The following is a 16,858-nucleotide window of genomic DNA, read 5'->3' as shown; positions in this document are numbered from 1 at the left end:
TGAAGAATGAAACGGTCAAGGGACAGGCCATTGAGGTGCCTCAAGGCGCCGGGCTCACCTGCACCACGGGAATCAGTTGCGGATCGGTCGCGGTCGCCTTGCCGCGCTTCTTGCGCTTGTTGATCAGCGGCGGGCATTTGTTTTCGTTGTGCCAGGTCATCTGGCAGTCGAGGCAGTAATGGCATTCGTTGGCATTGATCCGGCCATCGGGATGAATCGCCTGGATCTCGCATTCCTTGGCGCACAGCTGGCAGGGGTTGCCACACTCCTTGCGGCGCTTGAGCCAGTCGAACAGGCGCAGCCGGGTCGGCATCGCCAGGGCCGCGCCCAGCGGGCAGACGTAGCGGCAATAGACTTTGCGGGTAAAGATATTGATCAGCAGTAGGCCCACGGCGTACGCCACGAACCACCACTGGCGGTCGAACCTGAGGGTGATGGCGGTCTTGAAGGGTTCGACTTCGGCCAGCCGTTCGGCGCTGGCCATCGACTCCAGCGAGACGCCGAACAGCACCAGCAGAATGATGTACTTGATCGCCCACAGCCGCTCATGCACGGCGAACGGCAACTCGTATTGGGGCACCTTGAGCTTGCGCGCCAGTTCGTTGATCAACTCCTGCAACGCGCCGAACGGACACAGCCAGCCGCAGAACACCCCGCGCCCCCACAGCAGGATGCTGGCGGCGGTGAACACCCAGAGAATGAAGATCAGCGGATCGGTGAGGAACAACTCCCAGCGAAAGCCTTCGAACAAGGCGTGGACGAAGGTCAGCACGTTGACCACCGACAACTGGGCCAAGGCGTAGCCGCCGAGAAAAACCACGGTGAAGACCAGGTAACCGCGGCGCAGCCAATGCAACAGCGTCGGCCGCCGGGCCAGTGAATCCTGGAAAAACAGGATCGCCGTCAGCACCAGCAACGCGGCCCCAAGCACACTGATTTCGACACTTTTCTGATACCAGAGCGTCAGCCACATCGGCCGGCTGGCTTCTTCGGCGGCCGCCAGTTGCTCGGCGGTGGGCAATGGCCGCTCCAGGTAGGGCTCCGGCAGCTGATAGGCCAGCTCGAAGCTGCTGAAGGTGCCGCTGACCGGTCCGGTCTGACGGCGCACCAGCAGCTCCAGGTTCCAGGGTGAGCCAGGGTCGAAACGGTGGGAGGCGCGGATGATGAAAATCGCCATTTCATCGAAGTCCGGCATGTCATCGAGGGCCACGTCATTCAGGCGCTGAAAATCCAAGTCGCGAAAGCTGATGGTGTCGCCGGACTGACGCAGCTGCACCCGGTCGAAGATGCCGCCACGCACGTATCCCGAGCCCTTGAAGGAATAACGACCGCTGCCCATCACCGCGATGGCCTGCTCGCCCGGCTTGAGCTCGGCCATCAGTGTGCGGTATTGCGCCTCGCCCAGCAGGTTGCGGCCGATGGTGGGTGGATTGAGGTGGGTGGCATAGAGGTCGATGAAGGTGTCATTCACCTGCTCGCCGCTGGCGGTCTCGACCTGTTCGGCTTCGGTGCCCTTGAAGGACGCATCGACCTGGCCGCGGGTCAGGAGCAGGCGCCGGATAGCGCCGTTGCCAGTCAGGGTCTTCCAGTCGGCGCGCTCGTAGATGTCCTCACGCACACGCGCCGGCGCCACGGCCAACCCCGCATCGCCCTTGACCAGGCCCAGGGACACCGCGACATCGTGGGCGGCACGCATGATGACCTCGTTGACCACCATTGCCGTCACGGTGGCCCCGGCGATGGCATCCACGGTCACGGCATTCGGGGCGCTGGAATGCCCCACCACCACCCGCTGGTTGACCTTGATGCCGCTGTAGCGCGCGCTGAACGCGTGGAGTTTTTCTTCGGCGATGCCGATCAGCAGAATCGGCTCATGGTGTTCGAGCACATAGGCATCGAGGATCACCCCCGCCGGATCGAGAATGACCTGGACGTTGATCGGCTTGCCGGAATAGGCGGGAATGTCCACCACATCCAGGCTCTGGAACACATAGCCCAGGACCTTGCCGGCAGCGGACAATTTGCGAACCTTGAAGGGCCCATCGGGCTCGGAGATCGCGTCGGTCTGGCTCAGTACGTGGTGGATGCGCTGTTGTTGGATGTTACCGTAGTCCTTGGCCTGGACAATTCCGGCGAAGATCAGCAGTAGAACGAACAGCCCGGGGAGCCAGGAGCGGGATGGGTACAACATCGCAGAGGAACGGGTCATGGACGCCAGGGCTTAAAGACAGGATCTTGGCGATCATGGTAGGGGCCGGCCCCTTCTTCGGCCCTTGATTGAAATCAACTTGGAAAAAACTTAAACCCGCCCCCCCAAAAACTGTGGCGAGGGGATTTATCCCCGCTGGGGTGCGAAGCAGCCCCAAAGCCTGTCCCTGTGGTGTGTCAGGTTGATTCTGATCAGCTTCATTGGGGGTGCTTCGCACCCCAGCGGGGATAAATCCCCTCGCCACAAGTTGGTGTCAGTTCAAATAACAGCGCGCGGTCCAATCCTCAGCGCAACCCATAGGCATAGAGACGGCCGTCATTATTGTCGTACCAATTGCCGTTGGCCCAGAACACCCGGTCCTGCGTCGGTTGAAAGCCGAGAATGCCCAGGTAACCGTCGATGGCGAGGCGCTGCCAGGAGCGGCCCCAATCCTTGGAGTAGAACACCCCATCGGCGGAGATGTTCGCGTCCGACCACCAGTAGAGCCAGCGCGGTGGATGGTGGTCGCTGGTCGTGTTGATCAGCAGGGTGTTCTGGCCCAGCCAGAGATTGTCGCCACGTACCTGGGTCTGCGATGCCAGGGGGGCGAACACACTGGGCAGGTCACCCATGGTCATCCAGGTCAGGGCGGCGGTGTCCAGTTCGGCGACAACATCTTGCCCGCGGTCACCCTGGTCAATCAGCCCAATCACCCGTCCGGCGTCGTTCTGTACCAGCTTGCTCACAAACAGGTTGTCGTCACGCTGTACGTCGACCACCTGCCACCGTCCGGCCTTGGCTTGCAACCGGGCCCGTGTCGTGACGTTGATCGCGATATTGTCGCTGACGCCATCCGGATGGACGCCCCAGAAGCGTTGGGACACCCAGATAAAGGCCGTCTGTGCATCCAGTTGCAGGACATTGGTCTGGATTTCCCCCTGTTCGCCTGCGTTTGTGCCCCAGTCAGTGATGTCAGGGCGTTTGCCGTGGGCGTATTTGGCGGGCACCAGCAGCGACTCGGGCGCCATTATCGGCGCGCTGTTCGCCCCCCGATCAGCCGAGTAGAAGACGCCGGTGGAAACGGCTGTCGGCTTCTCTTCTTCGCTGTCTTCATCCACCGCGTCCGGCGTGCCCACGGCCCAGACTTCATTCGAGCCGTGGAAATAAGGAGCCAGGCTCCAGGCCAACGATTCGGCCTGGGGAAACCAACCCTTGGTCAACCAGGTCCAGCGCTGGCCTTGATCATCAGTGCGAAAGACCACGGTCTGATCGGGGTCCTGGGTATTCGCCGTTTCAGGGCGACGAAGGCCCGTGAGCAGGAACACACTGGTGCCGTCGGGGCTGGCTACCATACAAGCGCTGCCGCTGACATGTGCCACGAGCTGAAATTGACCTTGGGCGTCCAGGCGGGAAATGAAGGTGGTTTCCTTGTCAGCGCGAGAAAACAAACCGGCAAAGGTTCCAGACTCTTCCGCTTCATTGGGCTGCTTCGGCTGGCCATAGACCAGCGCATCCAGGTCCAACACGTCAGCGGACGGTTCGAGCTCTCGGGCCTCCCTCTCCAGGCGCGCCACCAGCCAGGTTCCCTGTGGCGTCACCGTCACGCCCGTGCAATACGAGGACATCGCTCGCAACTCGGTGTCCTTCACTTCACCGACTTGTCGCTGGTCAGGACTGTCGCCGCCCAACTCCAGTTTGGCGCTGGCAATCATCCAGATGTACCAGAGCGCGGCACCGGCCAGCAGCGCGACAAACAGTGTGGAGAACAACTTCGATCGAGGCATGAGGCGTCCGTATCCATGGGAAAAATCTGCAGAGCTTTTCTCATCTCTTGCGCCCGGAGTAAATTTTTATCGCACGCGAACGGTTGAACCCGGTCGCATAATTGTCAGCGCTGTGATCCAGTCCACTCTGCCATCGCCATAATGCAGCGCCATAACGCCCTGAAGCGTTGCACCAACGTCCACAAGGAATGCCCGATGCCCCCACGCTCCGCCCCTGCTTCAACCGCCGACCTGCCGCAAGGCACCGGCTTCGTGCGGGTGCGTGGTGCCCGCGAACACAACCTCAAGAACGTCGACGTGGACATCCCTCGCGATGCCCTGGTGGTGTTTACCGGCGTGTCGGGGTCCGGCAAATCGTCGCTGGCCTTCTCCACGCTTTACGCCGAAGCCCAGCGTCGCTACTTCGAGTCCGTCGCACCCTATGCGCGGCGCCTGATCGACCAGGTCGGCGTGCCGGACGTGGACAGCATCGAGGGACTGCCGCCGGCAGTCGCCTTGCAGCAACAGCGCGGCACCCCCAGTGCACGCTCATCGGTGGGCAGCGTCACCACCCTGTCGAGCCTGATTCGCATGCTCTACTCCCGCGCCGGCAGCTACCCGGCCGACCAACCGATGCTCTACGCCGAAGACTTCTCGCCCAACACGCCACAGGGTGCCTGCCAGGAATGCCATGGCCTGGGCCGGGTCTATGAGGTGACCGAAGCGTCCATGGTGCCGGACCCGTCGCTGACCATCCGCGAGCGCGCCGTGGCCGCCTGGCCCATGGCTTGGCAGGGCCAGAACCTGCGAGACATCCTGGTGACCCTGGGGTATGACGTCGACATTCCCTGGCGCGACCTGCCGAAAAAGCAAAGGGACTGGATTCTCTTCACCGAAGAAACCCCTACCGCTCCCGTGTACGCCGGACTGACCCCAGCCCAGACCCGCGCCGCCCTCAAGCGCAAGCTCGAACCCAGTTACCAGGGCACGTTCAGCGGCGCCCGGCGCTACCTGCTGCACACGTTCATGCACTCGCAAAGCGCGCAGATGCGCAAACGCGTGGCGCAATACATGCGCGCCAGCCCCTGCCCGGTGTGCGAGGGCAAGCGCCTCAAACGCCAGGCGCTGACCGTGACCTTTGCCGGCCTGGACATCGCCGAGCTGTCGCACCTGCCATTGCTTGAGCTGGCCGACGTGCTCAAGGGCGTCCTGGCACCCGACTACCTGGAACAGGCTGAAGAAACCGGAGACGTCCTCAGCCACCGGCAAACCCGAGAAGCCCGCGAGCAACGCGCCGCCAGGGGCGACAACCCGCACGCGGGTGGACCCGACGCCCGCCACACCCCCAACCTTTCCCTGGAGAAACGCCTGGCCGCCCAACGCATCGCCGCCGAGCTGCTGGAGCGGATCGTCACCCTGATCGACCTGGGCCTGGGCTACCTTGCCCTGGAGCGCAGCACACCGACGCTTTCGTCCGGCGAACTGCAACGCCTGCGCCTGGCGACCCAGCTCAATTCCCAGTTGTTCGGGGTGATCTACGTGCTGGACGAACCCTCCGCCGGCCTGCACCCGGCCGACAGCGGAGCGCTGTTTGGCGCCCTGCAACGCCTCAAGGCAGCGGGCAACTCGGTGTTTGTGGTCGAACACGACCTCGATACCATGCGCCGCGCCGACTGGCTCATCGACGTCGGCCCGGACGCCGGCGAACAAGGCGGGAAAGTCCTCTACAGCGGGCCGCCGGCAGGCCTTGGCCAAGTGCCGGAATCACGCACCCGTGGCTACCTCTTTGGTGAGGAACACGTTATGGCACGCAGCCCTCGGACGCCCAGCGATTGGCTGCGCCTGGAAGGCATCACCCGCAACAACCTCGACAACCTGAGCGCGGCCTTTCCCTTGGGTTGCTTCACCGCCGTGACCGGCATCTCCGGCTCAGGCAAATCCAGCCTCGTCAGCCAGGCCCTGCTGGATCTGGTGGGCGCCCACCTGGGCCAGGCCAGCCCCAACGCCGAACCCGATGAGCAAGGCCTGGAAGACGAACCCGTGCAAACCAGCGGCGGGCGCGTTACCGCCGGGCTCGACGCGGTCAAGCGGCTGGTGCAGGTGGACCAGAAACCCATCGGCCGCACCCCGCGCTCCAACCTCGCCACCTACACCGGGCTGTTCGATCACGTGCGCAAACTGTTCGCCGCGACGGCGCAGGCGCAAGCACTGGGATTCGATGCCGGGCGGTTTTCCTTCAACGTCGCCAAGGGCCGTTGCGAGACCTGCGAAGGTGAAGGCTTTGTCAGCGTGGAATTGTTGTTCATGCCCAGCGTGTACGCGCCCTGCCCCACCTGCCACGGCGCGCGCTACAACCCGCAGACCCTGGCGGTGAGCTGGCAAGGCCTGGACATTTCCCAAGTGCTGCAACTGACCGTAAACCAGGCTCTTGAGGTGTTTGCCGAGCAAGCGGCGGCCAGGCGCTCATTGCAGGTGCTGCAGGATATCGGGTTGGGCTACCTGCGCCTGGGCCAACCGGCCACGGAGCTGTCCGGCGGCGAAGCCCAGCGGATCAAACTGGCGACAGAACTGCAGCGCAAAGCCCGGGGGGCGACGTTGTATGTGTTGGATGAGCCCACCAACGGGCTGCACCCCCAAGACGTGGATCGCTTGCTGGTACAGCTGAATCGCCTGGTGGAGGAAGGTCACACGGTGGTTGTGGTGGAACATGACATGCGCGTCGTGGCGCAGAGTGACTGGGTCATCGACATCGGCCCGGGCGCAGGCTCCCAAGGTGGGAACGTCGTGGCCTGCGGGCCTCCAGAGGAAGTCGCAGCCTGCCGGGAAAGCCGGACGGCGGAGTTTCTGAAAAGGGCTTTGCAGCCTGGGGAGTCGAAACGAAACCGCTCTCGATAGGGGAAACAAATCACTTGTGGCGAGGGGATTTATCCCCGCTGGGCTGCGAAGCAGCCCACAAAAAAAGCTGATTACATGAACCTGACACACCGCGACGTCAGGTTTCGGGGCCGCTGCGCAGCCCAGCGGGGATAAATCCCCTCGCCACAGGTATATCAGCTGATCGCCCCACCTCAGACCGTACGCGAATACTGGACCGTCTGGTCCGCCCCCAGGTACGCGTCGAAGGCCATGGCCACGTTGCGCATCATCAATTGCCCCTGGGGCAACAACACCAGCTCGTCGTCGCGAAGGTCCAGCAACCCGTCGCGCACCAGTTCCTGGAGCCGCTCCAGGGCATCGGCGAAATACTCGGTAAATCGAATGCCGTGGGCACTCTCGATCCGGCCGAAATCGATTCGCCCATGACACATCAGTTCGCTGATGACCTCGCGCCGCAGGCGATCGTCGTCACTCAGCCGATAACCGCGCTGCACCGCCAGCAAGCCTTGGTCCAGCCGGGCGTAATACTGGGAAAGCTCCTTGACGTTCTGGTTGTAGCTGTCACCGACCTTGCCGATCGAGGATACCCCCAGGCCAATCAGGTCGCAGTCGGCGTGGGTGGAATAACCCTGGAAATTGCGCTGCAGACTGCCCTGGGCGCGGGCGCGTACCAGTTCGTCATCCGGCAAGGCGAAGTGGTCCATGCCAATGTAGACGTAGCCGGCTTCAGTCAGGCGATTGATGGTCAGTTCCAGCAACTCCAACTTGCGCTCTGGCGGCGGCATGTCTTCTGGCCGGATCATCCGTTGCGCCCGCACCCGTTGCGGCAGGTGGGCGTAGCTGTAGGCCGCGATCCGGTCCGGACGCAGGGCGATGATCTTGCTCAAGGTCACATCGAAACTGGCGATGGTCTGCAAAGGCAGGCCATAGATCAGATCGACGCTGACCGATTTGAAGCGCGCCCGGCGCGCGGCCTCCACCAGCTCGACGACCTGGGCTTCGCTTTGCACTCGATTGACGGCGATCTGCACCTGGGCATCGAAATCCTGGACGCCAAAGCTCAGGCGGTTGAACCCCAGCTGGCGCAGGCCTTGGATCTGTTGCGCATCGATGGTCCGCGGATCGACCTCGATGGAAAACTCATGGGCGTCGCTGTCGTCCATGTCGAACGACTGGTGCAGGCAGTCCATCAAGTCGGCCAGTTGCTCATGGGTCAGGTAAGTCGGCGTGCCCCCGCCCAGGTGCAGTTGGGTGAGTTTGCGCGAGCGGTCGAACAAGGCCGCCTGCAGGGCAATTTCGCGCTTGAGGTAGGTCAGGTATTCGACGGCACGATGGGTCTTGCGCGTGATGATCTTGTTGCACGCGCAGTAATAGCAGAGGCTCTGGCAGAACGGGATATGGATGTACACCGATAACGACTTGGGCAGCGGCGCCTGGTTACTGCGCTGGGCAGCCTGCTGGTATTCGTCCATGGCAAAGGCCTGGTGGAACTGCGGCGCCGTCGGATAGGAGGTGTAGCGCGGCCCCGGGCGGTCGTACTTCTCCACCAGGGCACGATTGAAACCGGATGCAGCATTCATGATGGGTTCAACTTTTCAAAAGGGTGTGGGCCTGCGTCATCCAGTCCTGGGTCGAACAGATTGCAGATCGCATCGACGTTCAAACGCCCGGCGGGCAGGATGCCGATAAACCGGCTCGACAGTTCGATCAATCCCTGGTCATGCAACACTTCCAGCGACGGCCAGACGGACGCGAAATGCTCGCGAAACACCAGGCCGAAGCGTGCCTCGATGGCCACGATATCCAGCTCCAGGTCACAGGACAGTTGCTCGGTCACGCTCGCCTTGACCTGATCCTGCGCTTCACAGCGCCAGCCGCGACACACCGGCAATTGCCCGGCGTCCAACTGCTGGTAATAGTGAAGCAGGTCGTCGGTGTTCTGTACGTACAGGTGCTCGATCTGCGTGATGGCTGACAAACCGAAGCCCACGTGATCACAGCAACCGTGACGGGTAAAACCCTGGCAATTGCGATGCAGGCGTCCGTGCTCCTGGGCCACCGCCAGGTCATCGTCGGCCCTGACGAACTGACCCAGGCCGATGTAGTGATAGCCGGCGCCAATCAGCTGTTCACAGCAAATTTTCCGCATGGCGTCCTTGTCGGCCGGGCTGCAAAACTCGCCGGCCATCCCGGCGTTTTTCGAGCGGTAACGATACGGCGCGCGGGCATAGTCGAAAACGTGCAACCGGTCAGGTTCCAGTTCGATCAGCGTCGCCAGTTTCAGGGCGAAACTGCTCGGTGTTTGCCAAGCGTGGCCGTAGCCCAGGTCAATGTTGATGGAGCGAAAACCAAACGTGCGCGACGCATCGATCAACGAATGGATCGGTGCCGGGTTCTGATAGCAATCGACCGACAGATCGCTGTCGACGCCAATGTCGGGCACACCGATGCTGACATGGGAGAAACCCTGGTCACGGATCAGGCCCATGGTCGACCAATCCGTGTGGTGCAGGTCCACCTCGATGCTGTGGTCGCCGCCGTCGTATTCACTGAAGTCGAAGCGCTTGCGCAGCTCACTCATCAACTTCTGCAGATGAGCGATCACCGGTGTGCCACCGGTCAGGCAAAACTGCTCGACGCGCCGCCCTGCGCCCAGGTGACAACCGACCAAGCCCAACTCATAGGTCAGGCGTTGCAGGTAGCCCTCGATCTCGCCGCAGCGGCAGTCACTGGCCAGGGGCGAACACGACGCCAGCCGCAAGCGCGAAGGCAGGTGCACCGCAACGGATAGGGGTCGGCGTTTCTGACGGCTGCTGCGCAACCCTCGAAGCAGGTCGAGCGAACCGACACCTGCGTGGAATCTACGCGTACCGACCGGACAATCGAAATCAGCCACCACAGGGGCACGTCCCGAGGGGCGCTCACCGAGGGTATGGAACGGGTCGAACATGACAATCTCCGAGTGGCTGTGCGCGAGCAGTTTGCGGGGTAACCCGCCGGGCCACCTTGACCTGTATCAAGCGCCTTGGAACCACGCGCCAGCGCTTACCAGGTGACGTAGAACATGGCCTTGGCCAGCAGCACGATCGCGACCATGTGCAGGAACACGCTGGTATGGATGATGTGCACGTAGCGGGCGTTCATGCGCCCGCTCCTGAACAGCCACATGGCCCAGAGGAAATGCCCCAGCACACTGCCCGCCAACAGGATCTTGAGCCCCAGCAGCAAACCGAAGGATGACTGCAACGGTGACAAGAGCACCGGCCAATAGCGCAGCCAGACCAAGCCAATGCCTGCGCCGAACAGCACCAGCAGTACCCACGGCATCAACTGCCGGGCGCGTTGGCTGATGCCTTGCTCCAGCAGCACCATGACCTTGGCGGGCAGTTGCTTGCGAATGCTCTCCAGGAACAGGACTTCGAAGAAAACCGTGCCGATGAACACCAGCGCGGCAAACAGGTGCAAGGTCAGAAACAGCGGATAACTCATGAGCTTCCTCGGTCGCCCTCTTCAACGGGGCGATGGTTTATTCGAGGTTATCGCGCCATCCCAAAAGTGGGGTTGATGCCAATCAAGGAAAGCGCCATCAGTCGCCATAGAACCTGTGGGAGCGGGCTTGCTCGCGAAAGCGGTGTGTCAGTCACGGCAATGGTGGCTGATTCGCCGCCTTCGCGAGCAAGCCCGCTCCCACAAGGGGCATCGCTCGGCCTTAAAAGCGTCAACAGAACGTTACTCCTGCGCAATCCCCACACAACCGCTGATCAGTTAGTCCAGCTTTTTGACACTTTCCCCGATATGCGGTCACAACTTTTGCGCTGCGTTGGGTCATAACACCGAGGTCGTCGATGGAATGTTGGCGTCTACCGAGGTTTAAGCCTGATACGGAGATAAGCTCATGATTTTCAACGTACAAAATTTTGGCGCCAAAGGAGATGGCATCACCGACGACACGGCAGCCATCCAGAGTGCGATTGATGCGGCGGCCGCGGCCGGCGGTGGGCAGGTGTACATGCCGACCGGTACGTACATCGTTTCGGGGGGAGAGGAACCTTCCGATGGCTGCCTGATGCTCAAGAGCAACGTCTACCTGTACGGCGACGGCATGGGCGACACCACGGTCAAGCTGGCCGACGGCTCCGACACCAAGATCACCGGGATCATCCGCTCGGCCTACGGCGAAGAAACCCACGACTTCGGCGTCAGCAACCTCACCATCGACGGCAACCGCGACAGCACCACCGGCAAGGTCGACGGCTGGTTCAACGGCTACATTCCCGGCGAAGAAGGCTACGACTCCAACGTCACCCTCGACAGCGTCGAGATCAAGGATTGCTCCGGGTACGGTTTCGACCCTCACGAGCAAACCGTCAACATGGTCATCAAGAACAGCGTGTCCCACGGCAACGGCCTGGACGGCTTCGTCGCCGACTTCCTCAGCGACAGCACCTTCGAAAACAACATCGCCTACAACAACGACCGCCACGGTTTCAACGTCGTCACCAGCACCCACGATTTCACCATGACCAATAACGTTGCCTACGACAACGGCGGCAACGGCATCGTGATCCAGCGCGGCAGCGAGGACATCCCCTCCCCCAGCAACATCACCATCACCGGTGGCGAGGTGTATGGCAACGGCGCCGAAGGCGTGCTGGTCAAGCTCTCCAGCGAAGTGACCGTCACCGGCGTCGACATCCACGACAACGCCAGCGCCGGGATCCGTATCTACGGCAGCAACCACGTCGAGGTCATCGACAACACCCTCAACAACAATTCCCTGGGCAGTGCCGTACCGGAAATCATCATCCAGTCCTATGACGACACCCTGGGCGTGTCCGGCAAGTACTTCAACGGCAGCGACAACCTCATCCAGGGCAACATCATCAGCGGGAGCGACCTGTCGACCTACGGTGTCGCAGAGCGCAACGAAGACGGCACCGACCGCAACGCCATCATCGCCAACACCATCAGCCACACGAGCAAGGGCGCCACACTGGTGTATGGCGACGGCAGCTACGTCAGCGCCACAGTGCCGATGACCACCGTGCAAGGTACGGCGGGCAACGACACCCTGCTCGGCAGCGCCGCCGCCGAGATTTTCTACGGTGGCGCCGGCAACGACACCATCAACGGTGCGGCCGGTGGCGACATCCTGGTGGGTGGCGCAGGCCTCGATAAACTCACCGGCGGCACTGGCGCCGATACGTTCCGGTTCGTCGCACAGTCGGACAGTTACCGCAACGCGACCACCAGCTTCGATGACACCATCACCGACTTCGACGTTACCCAGGACAAGATCGACCTCGCCGGCCTCGGTTTCACCGGCCTGGGCAATGGCCGAGGCGGCACCCTGCAAGTCAGCTACAACGCCACCAGCGACCGCACCTACATCAAGGACTTCGACGCCGACGCCAGCGGCAACCGCTTCGAGCTGATCCTCTCGGGCAACCTGGCCAGTACCTTGACCGCCAGTAACTTCATCTTCAATCGCGTCATCACCGGCACCAGTGGCAGCGACTCGCTGCTGGGCAGCGATGCGGCCGACACCCTGCTCGGCCTGGCAGGCAACGACAGCCTCAGTGGCGGCGCCGGCGACGACAAGCTCGACGGCGGAGCTGGGATGGACACCCTCACCGGTGGCACTGGCGCAGACACCTTTGTGTTCGCCAACCGCCTGGACAGCTACCGCAACTACAACACTGGCGGCGCCAACCTGGGCGACCTGATCACCGACTTCGACATCAGCGCCGACAAGATCGACCTGTCGGCCATGGGCTTCACCGGCCTGGGGGACGGCAAGAACAACACCGTGTACCTGGTGCTCAACAGTGCCGGTACCAAGACCTACATCAAATCCCTGGAGGCCGACGCCAATGGCAACCGCTTCGAAGTGGCGCTGGACGGCAATTACCTCAACACCCTGACCAGCGCCAACTTCGTCTTCGCCACCACCTCGCCGACCAACCAGGCACCGGTACTGGCGACGCCGCTAGTGGATCAGAACGCCACCGAAAACACCCCGTTCAGCTACGTGGTGCCGGCCACCAGCTTCACCGACCCGGATAACGACAGCCTGAGCTACACCGCCAGGCTCGCCAATGGTAGCGCTCTGCCCAGCTGGCTGGTCTTCGATGCCGCCACCCGCACCTTCAGCGGAACGCCACCCGACACCGCGTCGGGCACCTACGCCATCCAGGTCACCGCGAGCGACGGCAGTAACGCCACCGTCAGCGACAGCTTTACCCTCGCCGTGCAGGACGTCCCCACCGCCATTGTGATCAATGGCACGCCGAACAACGACACGCTGACCGGCACCGCGGCCAATGAGCAACTGTTCGGTGGCGCGGGCAACGACACCCTCAACGGCGGCGCCGGCAACGACGTCCTGGTCGGCGGCACCGGGGTGGACAAGCTCACCGGCGGTACGGGGGCCGATGTGTTCCGCTACACCTCGAAGCTCGACAGCTACCGTACCAGCTCCACCAGCGCCAGTGACCAGATCCTCGACTTCGACGTGACGGCGGACAAGATCGATGTGTCGGCGCTTGGCTATACCGGTTTGGGCAACGGACTCAACGGCACCCTGCAGGTCACTTACAGTTCGTCGACCAACCGCACCTACCTCAAGGACTTGACGGTCGATGCCAACGGCAATCGGTTTGAGGTCTCGATGGCAGGCAACTTCGTCAGCAGCCTGACGGCCAGTCACTTTGTCTTCGCCGACCAAGGCACCCCCACCAATGTGGCACCGGTCGTGGCCACTCCGCTGCTGGACCAGAACGCCAGTGAAAGCACGCCGTTCAGCTACACCGTGGCGAGCAACAGCTTCACCGACGCCAACCAGGATGTACTGACCTACACCGCGACCCTCGCCAACGGCAGCGCCCTGCCCGCGTGGCTGAGTTTCAATGCCACCAGCCTGACCTTCAGCGGCACGCCAATCAGCACTGCGGCGGGCAACTACGACGTACTCGTCAAGGCCACCGATCCTTCTGGCGCCTCAGTCAGTGACAACTTCGCCCTGGTGGTGGCCGATGCGCCCGCCAATACCATCACCGGCACCAACAACGCCGAAACCCTCAACGGCACGACCGGCGCGGACCTGATCCTTGGCCTGGGCGGCAACGACACGATCAAGGCCGGCACCGGTGCGGACATCGTCGTCGGCGGTGCCGGACGCGATTCGCTGTACGGCGGCGACGGTGCCGACACCTTCCGCTACAGCAACCTCTCCGACAGCTACCGCGACTACGACACCGGGGGCGTCACGGCCACCGATACGATTTATGACTTCACCGTCGGCGTCGACAAAATCGATGTCTCCGGGTTGGGTTTTCTCGGTCTCGGCGACGGCACCAACAGCACCTTGTACATGACCCTCAACGCGGCCGGCGACAAGACCTACGTCAAGTCCGCCGAAGCCGATGCCGATGGCAATCGCTTCGAGATCGCCCTCAACGGCAACTACCTCAACACCCTCACGGCCAACGACTTCGTCTTCGGCGAGCGCGCCCAGCAGGATATTCTCTACCTGCCGACCCTCGGCCAATCCAACGCACGTCTGTTGCGCATGTCCGAGGACGACGACCAATCCGGCACCTCGATGCTGGTCAACGACCTCAACCGCTACACCACCTACGACGTGCGCAGCCAGTTCAACGATGCCGATGGCAACGGCATCGACATCGCGGTGGGCGGCAGCACGGTCAACGGCCTCTCCACACTCAGCGCCGAGGAGCTCCAGCTGTGCTGGTGGCTGACCGACACCAACCAACCCGGGCAGGCGCTGTTGCGCGCGGTGACATTGCTGCGCGACCAGCGCACCGAACTGCAGTCGATCGATAACGTCACCATGGGCATCATCTGGGGCCAGGGCGAGGAAGCCGCCCAGGAAATCGCCCGCTCCACCGACAAGGCCGCGGCTGCGGCGGCGTACAAGGCCGCGACCCTGAAGGTGTTCGATTACCTGCATGCCCAATTTGGCAATTTCAACGTGTACCTGATGGAAACCGGTCATTACTCGGAGGACGCGGCCCGGGCCCGGGGTTATTCGGAAGAGAAGATCGCGTCCATTGTCGAGGGCGTCGGTTATGTCCGCGCCGCCCAGGAAGCCATGGCCGCCGAGCGCGCCGACGTCAAGCTGGCGGTGGACTACACCGACCTGCCGTTGCGCTACGAAGTCGATCCACTGGTGTATCCCGATGACGTCTGGCACCTGCACGAGGAGTCGGCGGAGATCGTCGGCCAACGCCTGGCGGACTACATTGCCGATGACCTGGGCTTCCAGGGCAACCCCGACGACAACAACAGCGTGCAGGACATCTTCAACAAAGGCCAGAACCAGGGCGGGATGATCGCCGGCACCGACCAGGACGACACCCTGGTGGGCAGCTCGGGCAATGACACGCTGGATGGCGATCTGGGCGCCGACACCCTCACCGGTGGCGATGGCAACGACATCTACGTGGTCGACAATGCTTTCGACAGCGTGGTGGAAACCAACACCTCGACCGCGCAGATCGACACGGTGCAAGCCTCTGTCAGTTGGACGCTGGGGGCCAATCTGGAAAACCTGGTGCTCACCGGTGTGTCGGAGATCGACGGCACCGGCAATGAACGGCGCAACTTCATCACCGGCAATACCGCCAACAACGTACTCAACGGCGCCGCCGGGGCAGACAGCATGAGCGGTGCCGACGGGGACGACACTTACTTTGTCGACAATGCCGACGACAGCGTGATCGAGACCAGCACCAACGCGGTGACGGGCGGGATCGACAGCGTGCACAGCAGTCTGGCGGCCTACACCTTGGGCAATAACGTCGAGAACTTGTATGTCGACAGCACCGGCGCTGCCAATGGAACCGGCAATGCGTTGAACAACACGCTGTTCGCCGGTGCCGGCGACAATGTCCTGGATGGACGCGATGGCATGGATACGGCGAGCTATGAACGGGCACTGTCCGGCGTGACCGTCAACCTCTCGACGTCTGCGCAGCAGAACACCGTGGGGTCCGGGCTCGACACCTTGAAGTTCATCGAGAACCTGGAAGGAAGCGCCTCCGCCGACACGCTGTCGGGGAACAGCGCGGCGAACGTCCTCGACGGAGGGGCCGGCAACGATACGCTGGTGGGTGGTTCGGGCGATGACCGGCTGATCGGCGGCGCGGGCACCGACAACCTCAGCGGTGGCACGGGTGCGGACACCTACGCATTTGGTGCGCTGTCGGACATGGGCGTCGGGGCTTTGCGCGATGTGATCAGCGGCTTCAAGAGCGCGGAGTTCGACAAGTTGGACCTCACCGGCCTGGACGCCAACCCGCTGACCGCCACAATCGATGCCTTCACGTTCATCGGCAACAGCGCCTTCGATCCCAACAACGCCACCGGCCAACTGCGCTTCGTCGATGGCATCCTCTCCGGCAGTACCAACGCCGACGCCACCCCCGAGTTCGAATTCGAACTGGTCGGCGTCAAGGAGCTGCACGCCAGCGACTTCACCGCCTGATTGCCCCCTGAGCAGGCTTGCCCGCAATAGCGGCGGCACATTCAGCATGGATGCTGACTGACCCACTGCTATCGCGAGCAAGCTTTGCTCCCACAGGGGATTTTTGTTGGTCGGCAAATCGCAGGCTGGCACCCATCCAAACTGTGGGAGCAAAGCTTGCTCGCGATGACGGCGCCACATTCAGCGTGAATGCTGACTGACCCACTGCTATCGCGAGCAAGCTTTGCTCCCACAGGGATTTTTGTTGGTCGGCAAATCGCAGGCTGGCACCCATCCAAACTGTGGGAGCAAAGCTTGCTCGCGATGACGGCGGCACATTCAGCGTGGATGCTGACTAACCCACTGCTATCGCGAGCAAGCTTTGCTCCCACAGGGGATTTTTGTTGGTCGGCAAATCGCAGGCTGGCACCCATCCAAACTGTGGGAGCAAAGCTTGCTCGCGATGACGGCGGCACATTCAGCATCAAGGCAGACTGACCCACTGCTATCGCGAGCAAGCTTTGCTCCCACAGGGGATTTTTG

General features: G+C 62.4%; 7 protein-coding genes. 2 read left to right on the top strand and 5 right to left on the bottom strand.

Annotated features, from left to right (window positions below; translation table 11 throughout):
- Positions 1-40 precede the first annotated feature (40 nt).
- The gene (gene nosR, locus B0E42_RS23705) at positions 41-2,191 is read right to left on the bottom strand and encodes a transcriptional regulator NosR (protein WP_077507898.1); all 2,151 of its coding nucleotides are present in this window, start codon (positions 2,189-2,191) and stop codon (positions 41-43) included.
- Between the two features lie 302 nt (positions 2,192-2,493).
- Positions 2,494-3,972, bottom strand: a complete 1,479-nt coding sequence (locus B0E42_RS23700; RefSeq protein WP_077507804.1) for a hypothetical protein — start codon at positions 3,970-3,972, stop codon at positions 2,494-2,496.
- A 195-nt stretch (positions 3,973-4,167) separates the two neighbouring features.
- Between B0E42_RS23700 and B0E42_RS23695 the strand changes: the two genes are divergently transcribed.
- Positions 4,168-6,846, top strand: coding sequence for an excinuclease ABC subunit UvrA (locus tag B0E42_RS23695; protein ID WP_077507801.1), 2,679 nt, complete (start codon positions 4,168-4,170; stop codon positions 6,844-6,846).
- A 173-nt stretch (positions 6,847-7,019) separates the two neighbouring features.
- Here B0E42_RS23695 and hemN read toward each other — a convergent pair whose 3' ends face one another.
- The 3 genes from hemN to B0E42_RS23680 form a co-directional block, all read right to left on the bottom strand.
- A complete protein-coding gene (gene hemN / locus B0E42_RS23690; RefSeq protein WP_077507798.1) occupies positions 7,020-8,408 on the bottom strand; it encodes an oxygen-independent coproporphyrinogen III oxidase in 1,389 nt (462 codons plus the stop codon).
- Positions 8,405-9,778, bottom strand: a complete 1,374-nt coding sequence (locus B0E42_RS23685) for a coproporphyrinogen III oxidase (RefSeq protein WP_077507795.1) — start codon at positions 9,776-9,778, stop codon at positions 8,405-8,407. The genes hemN and B0E42_RS23685 overlap by 4 nt, the downstream gene beginning before the upstream one ends.
- Positions 9,779-9,873: 95 nt before the next feature.
- Positions 9,874-10,317, bottom strand: a complete 444-nt coding sequence (locus B0E42_RS23680; protein ID WP_077507792.1) for a CopD family copper resistance protein — start codon at positions 10,315-10,317, stop codon at positions 9,874-9,876.
- 406 nt (positions 10,318-10,723) lie between these two features.
- Between B0E42_RS23680 and B0E42_RS23675 the strand changes: the two genes are divergently transcribed.
- On the top strand, positions 10,724-16,336 hold the full coding sequence (locus B0E42_RS23675; RefSeq protein ID WP_077507789.1) for a putative Ig domain-containing protein: 5,613 nt from the start codon (positions 10,724-10,726) through the stop codon (positions 16,334-16,336).
- The last annotated feature ends 522 nt before the right edge of the window (positions 16,337-16,858 follow it).

Origin of the sequence: Pseudomonas sp. A25(2017) (assembly GCF_002001065.1) — a bacterium.
Taxonomy (GTDB): domain Bacteria; phylum Pseudomonadota; class Gammaproteobacteria; order Pseudomonadales; family Pseudomonadaceae; genus Aquipseudomonas; species Aquipseudomonas kilonensis.
This window is presented reverse-complemented; position numbering and strand designations above follow the sequence as displayed.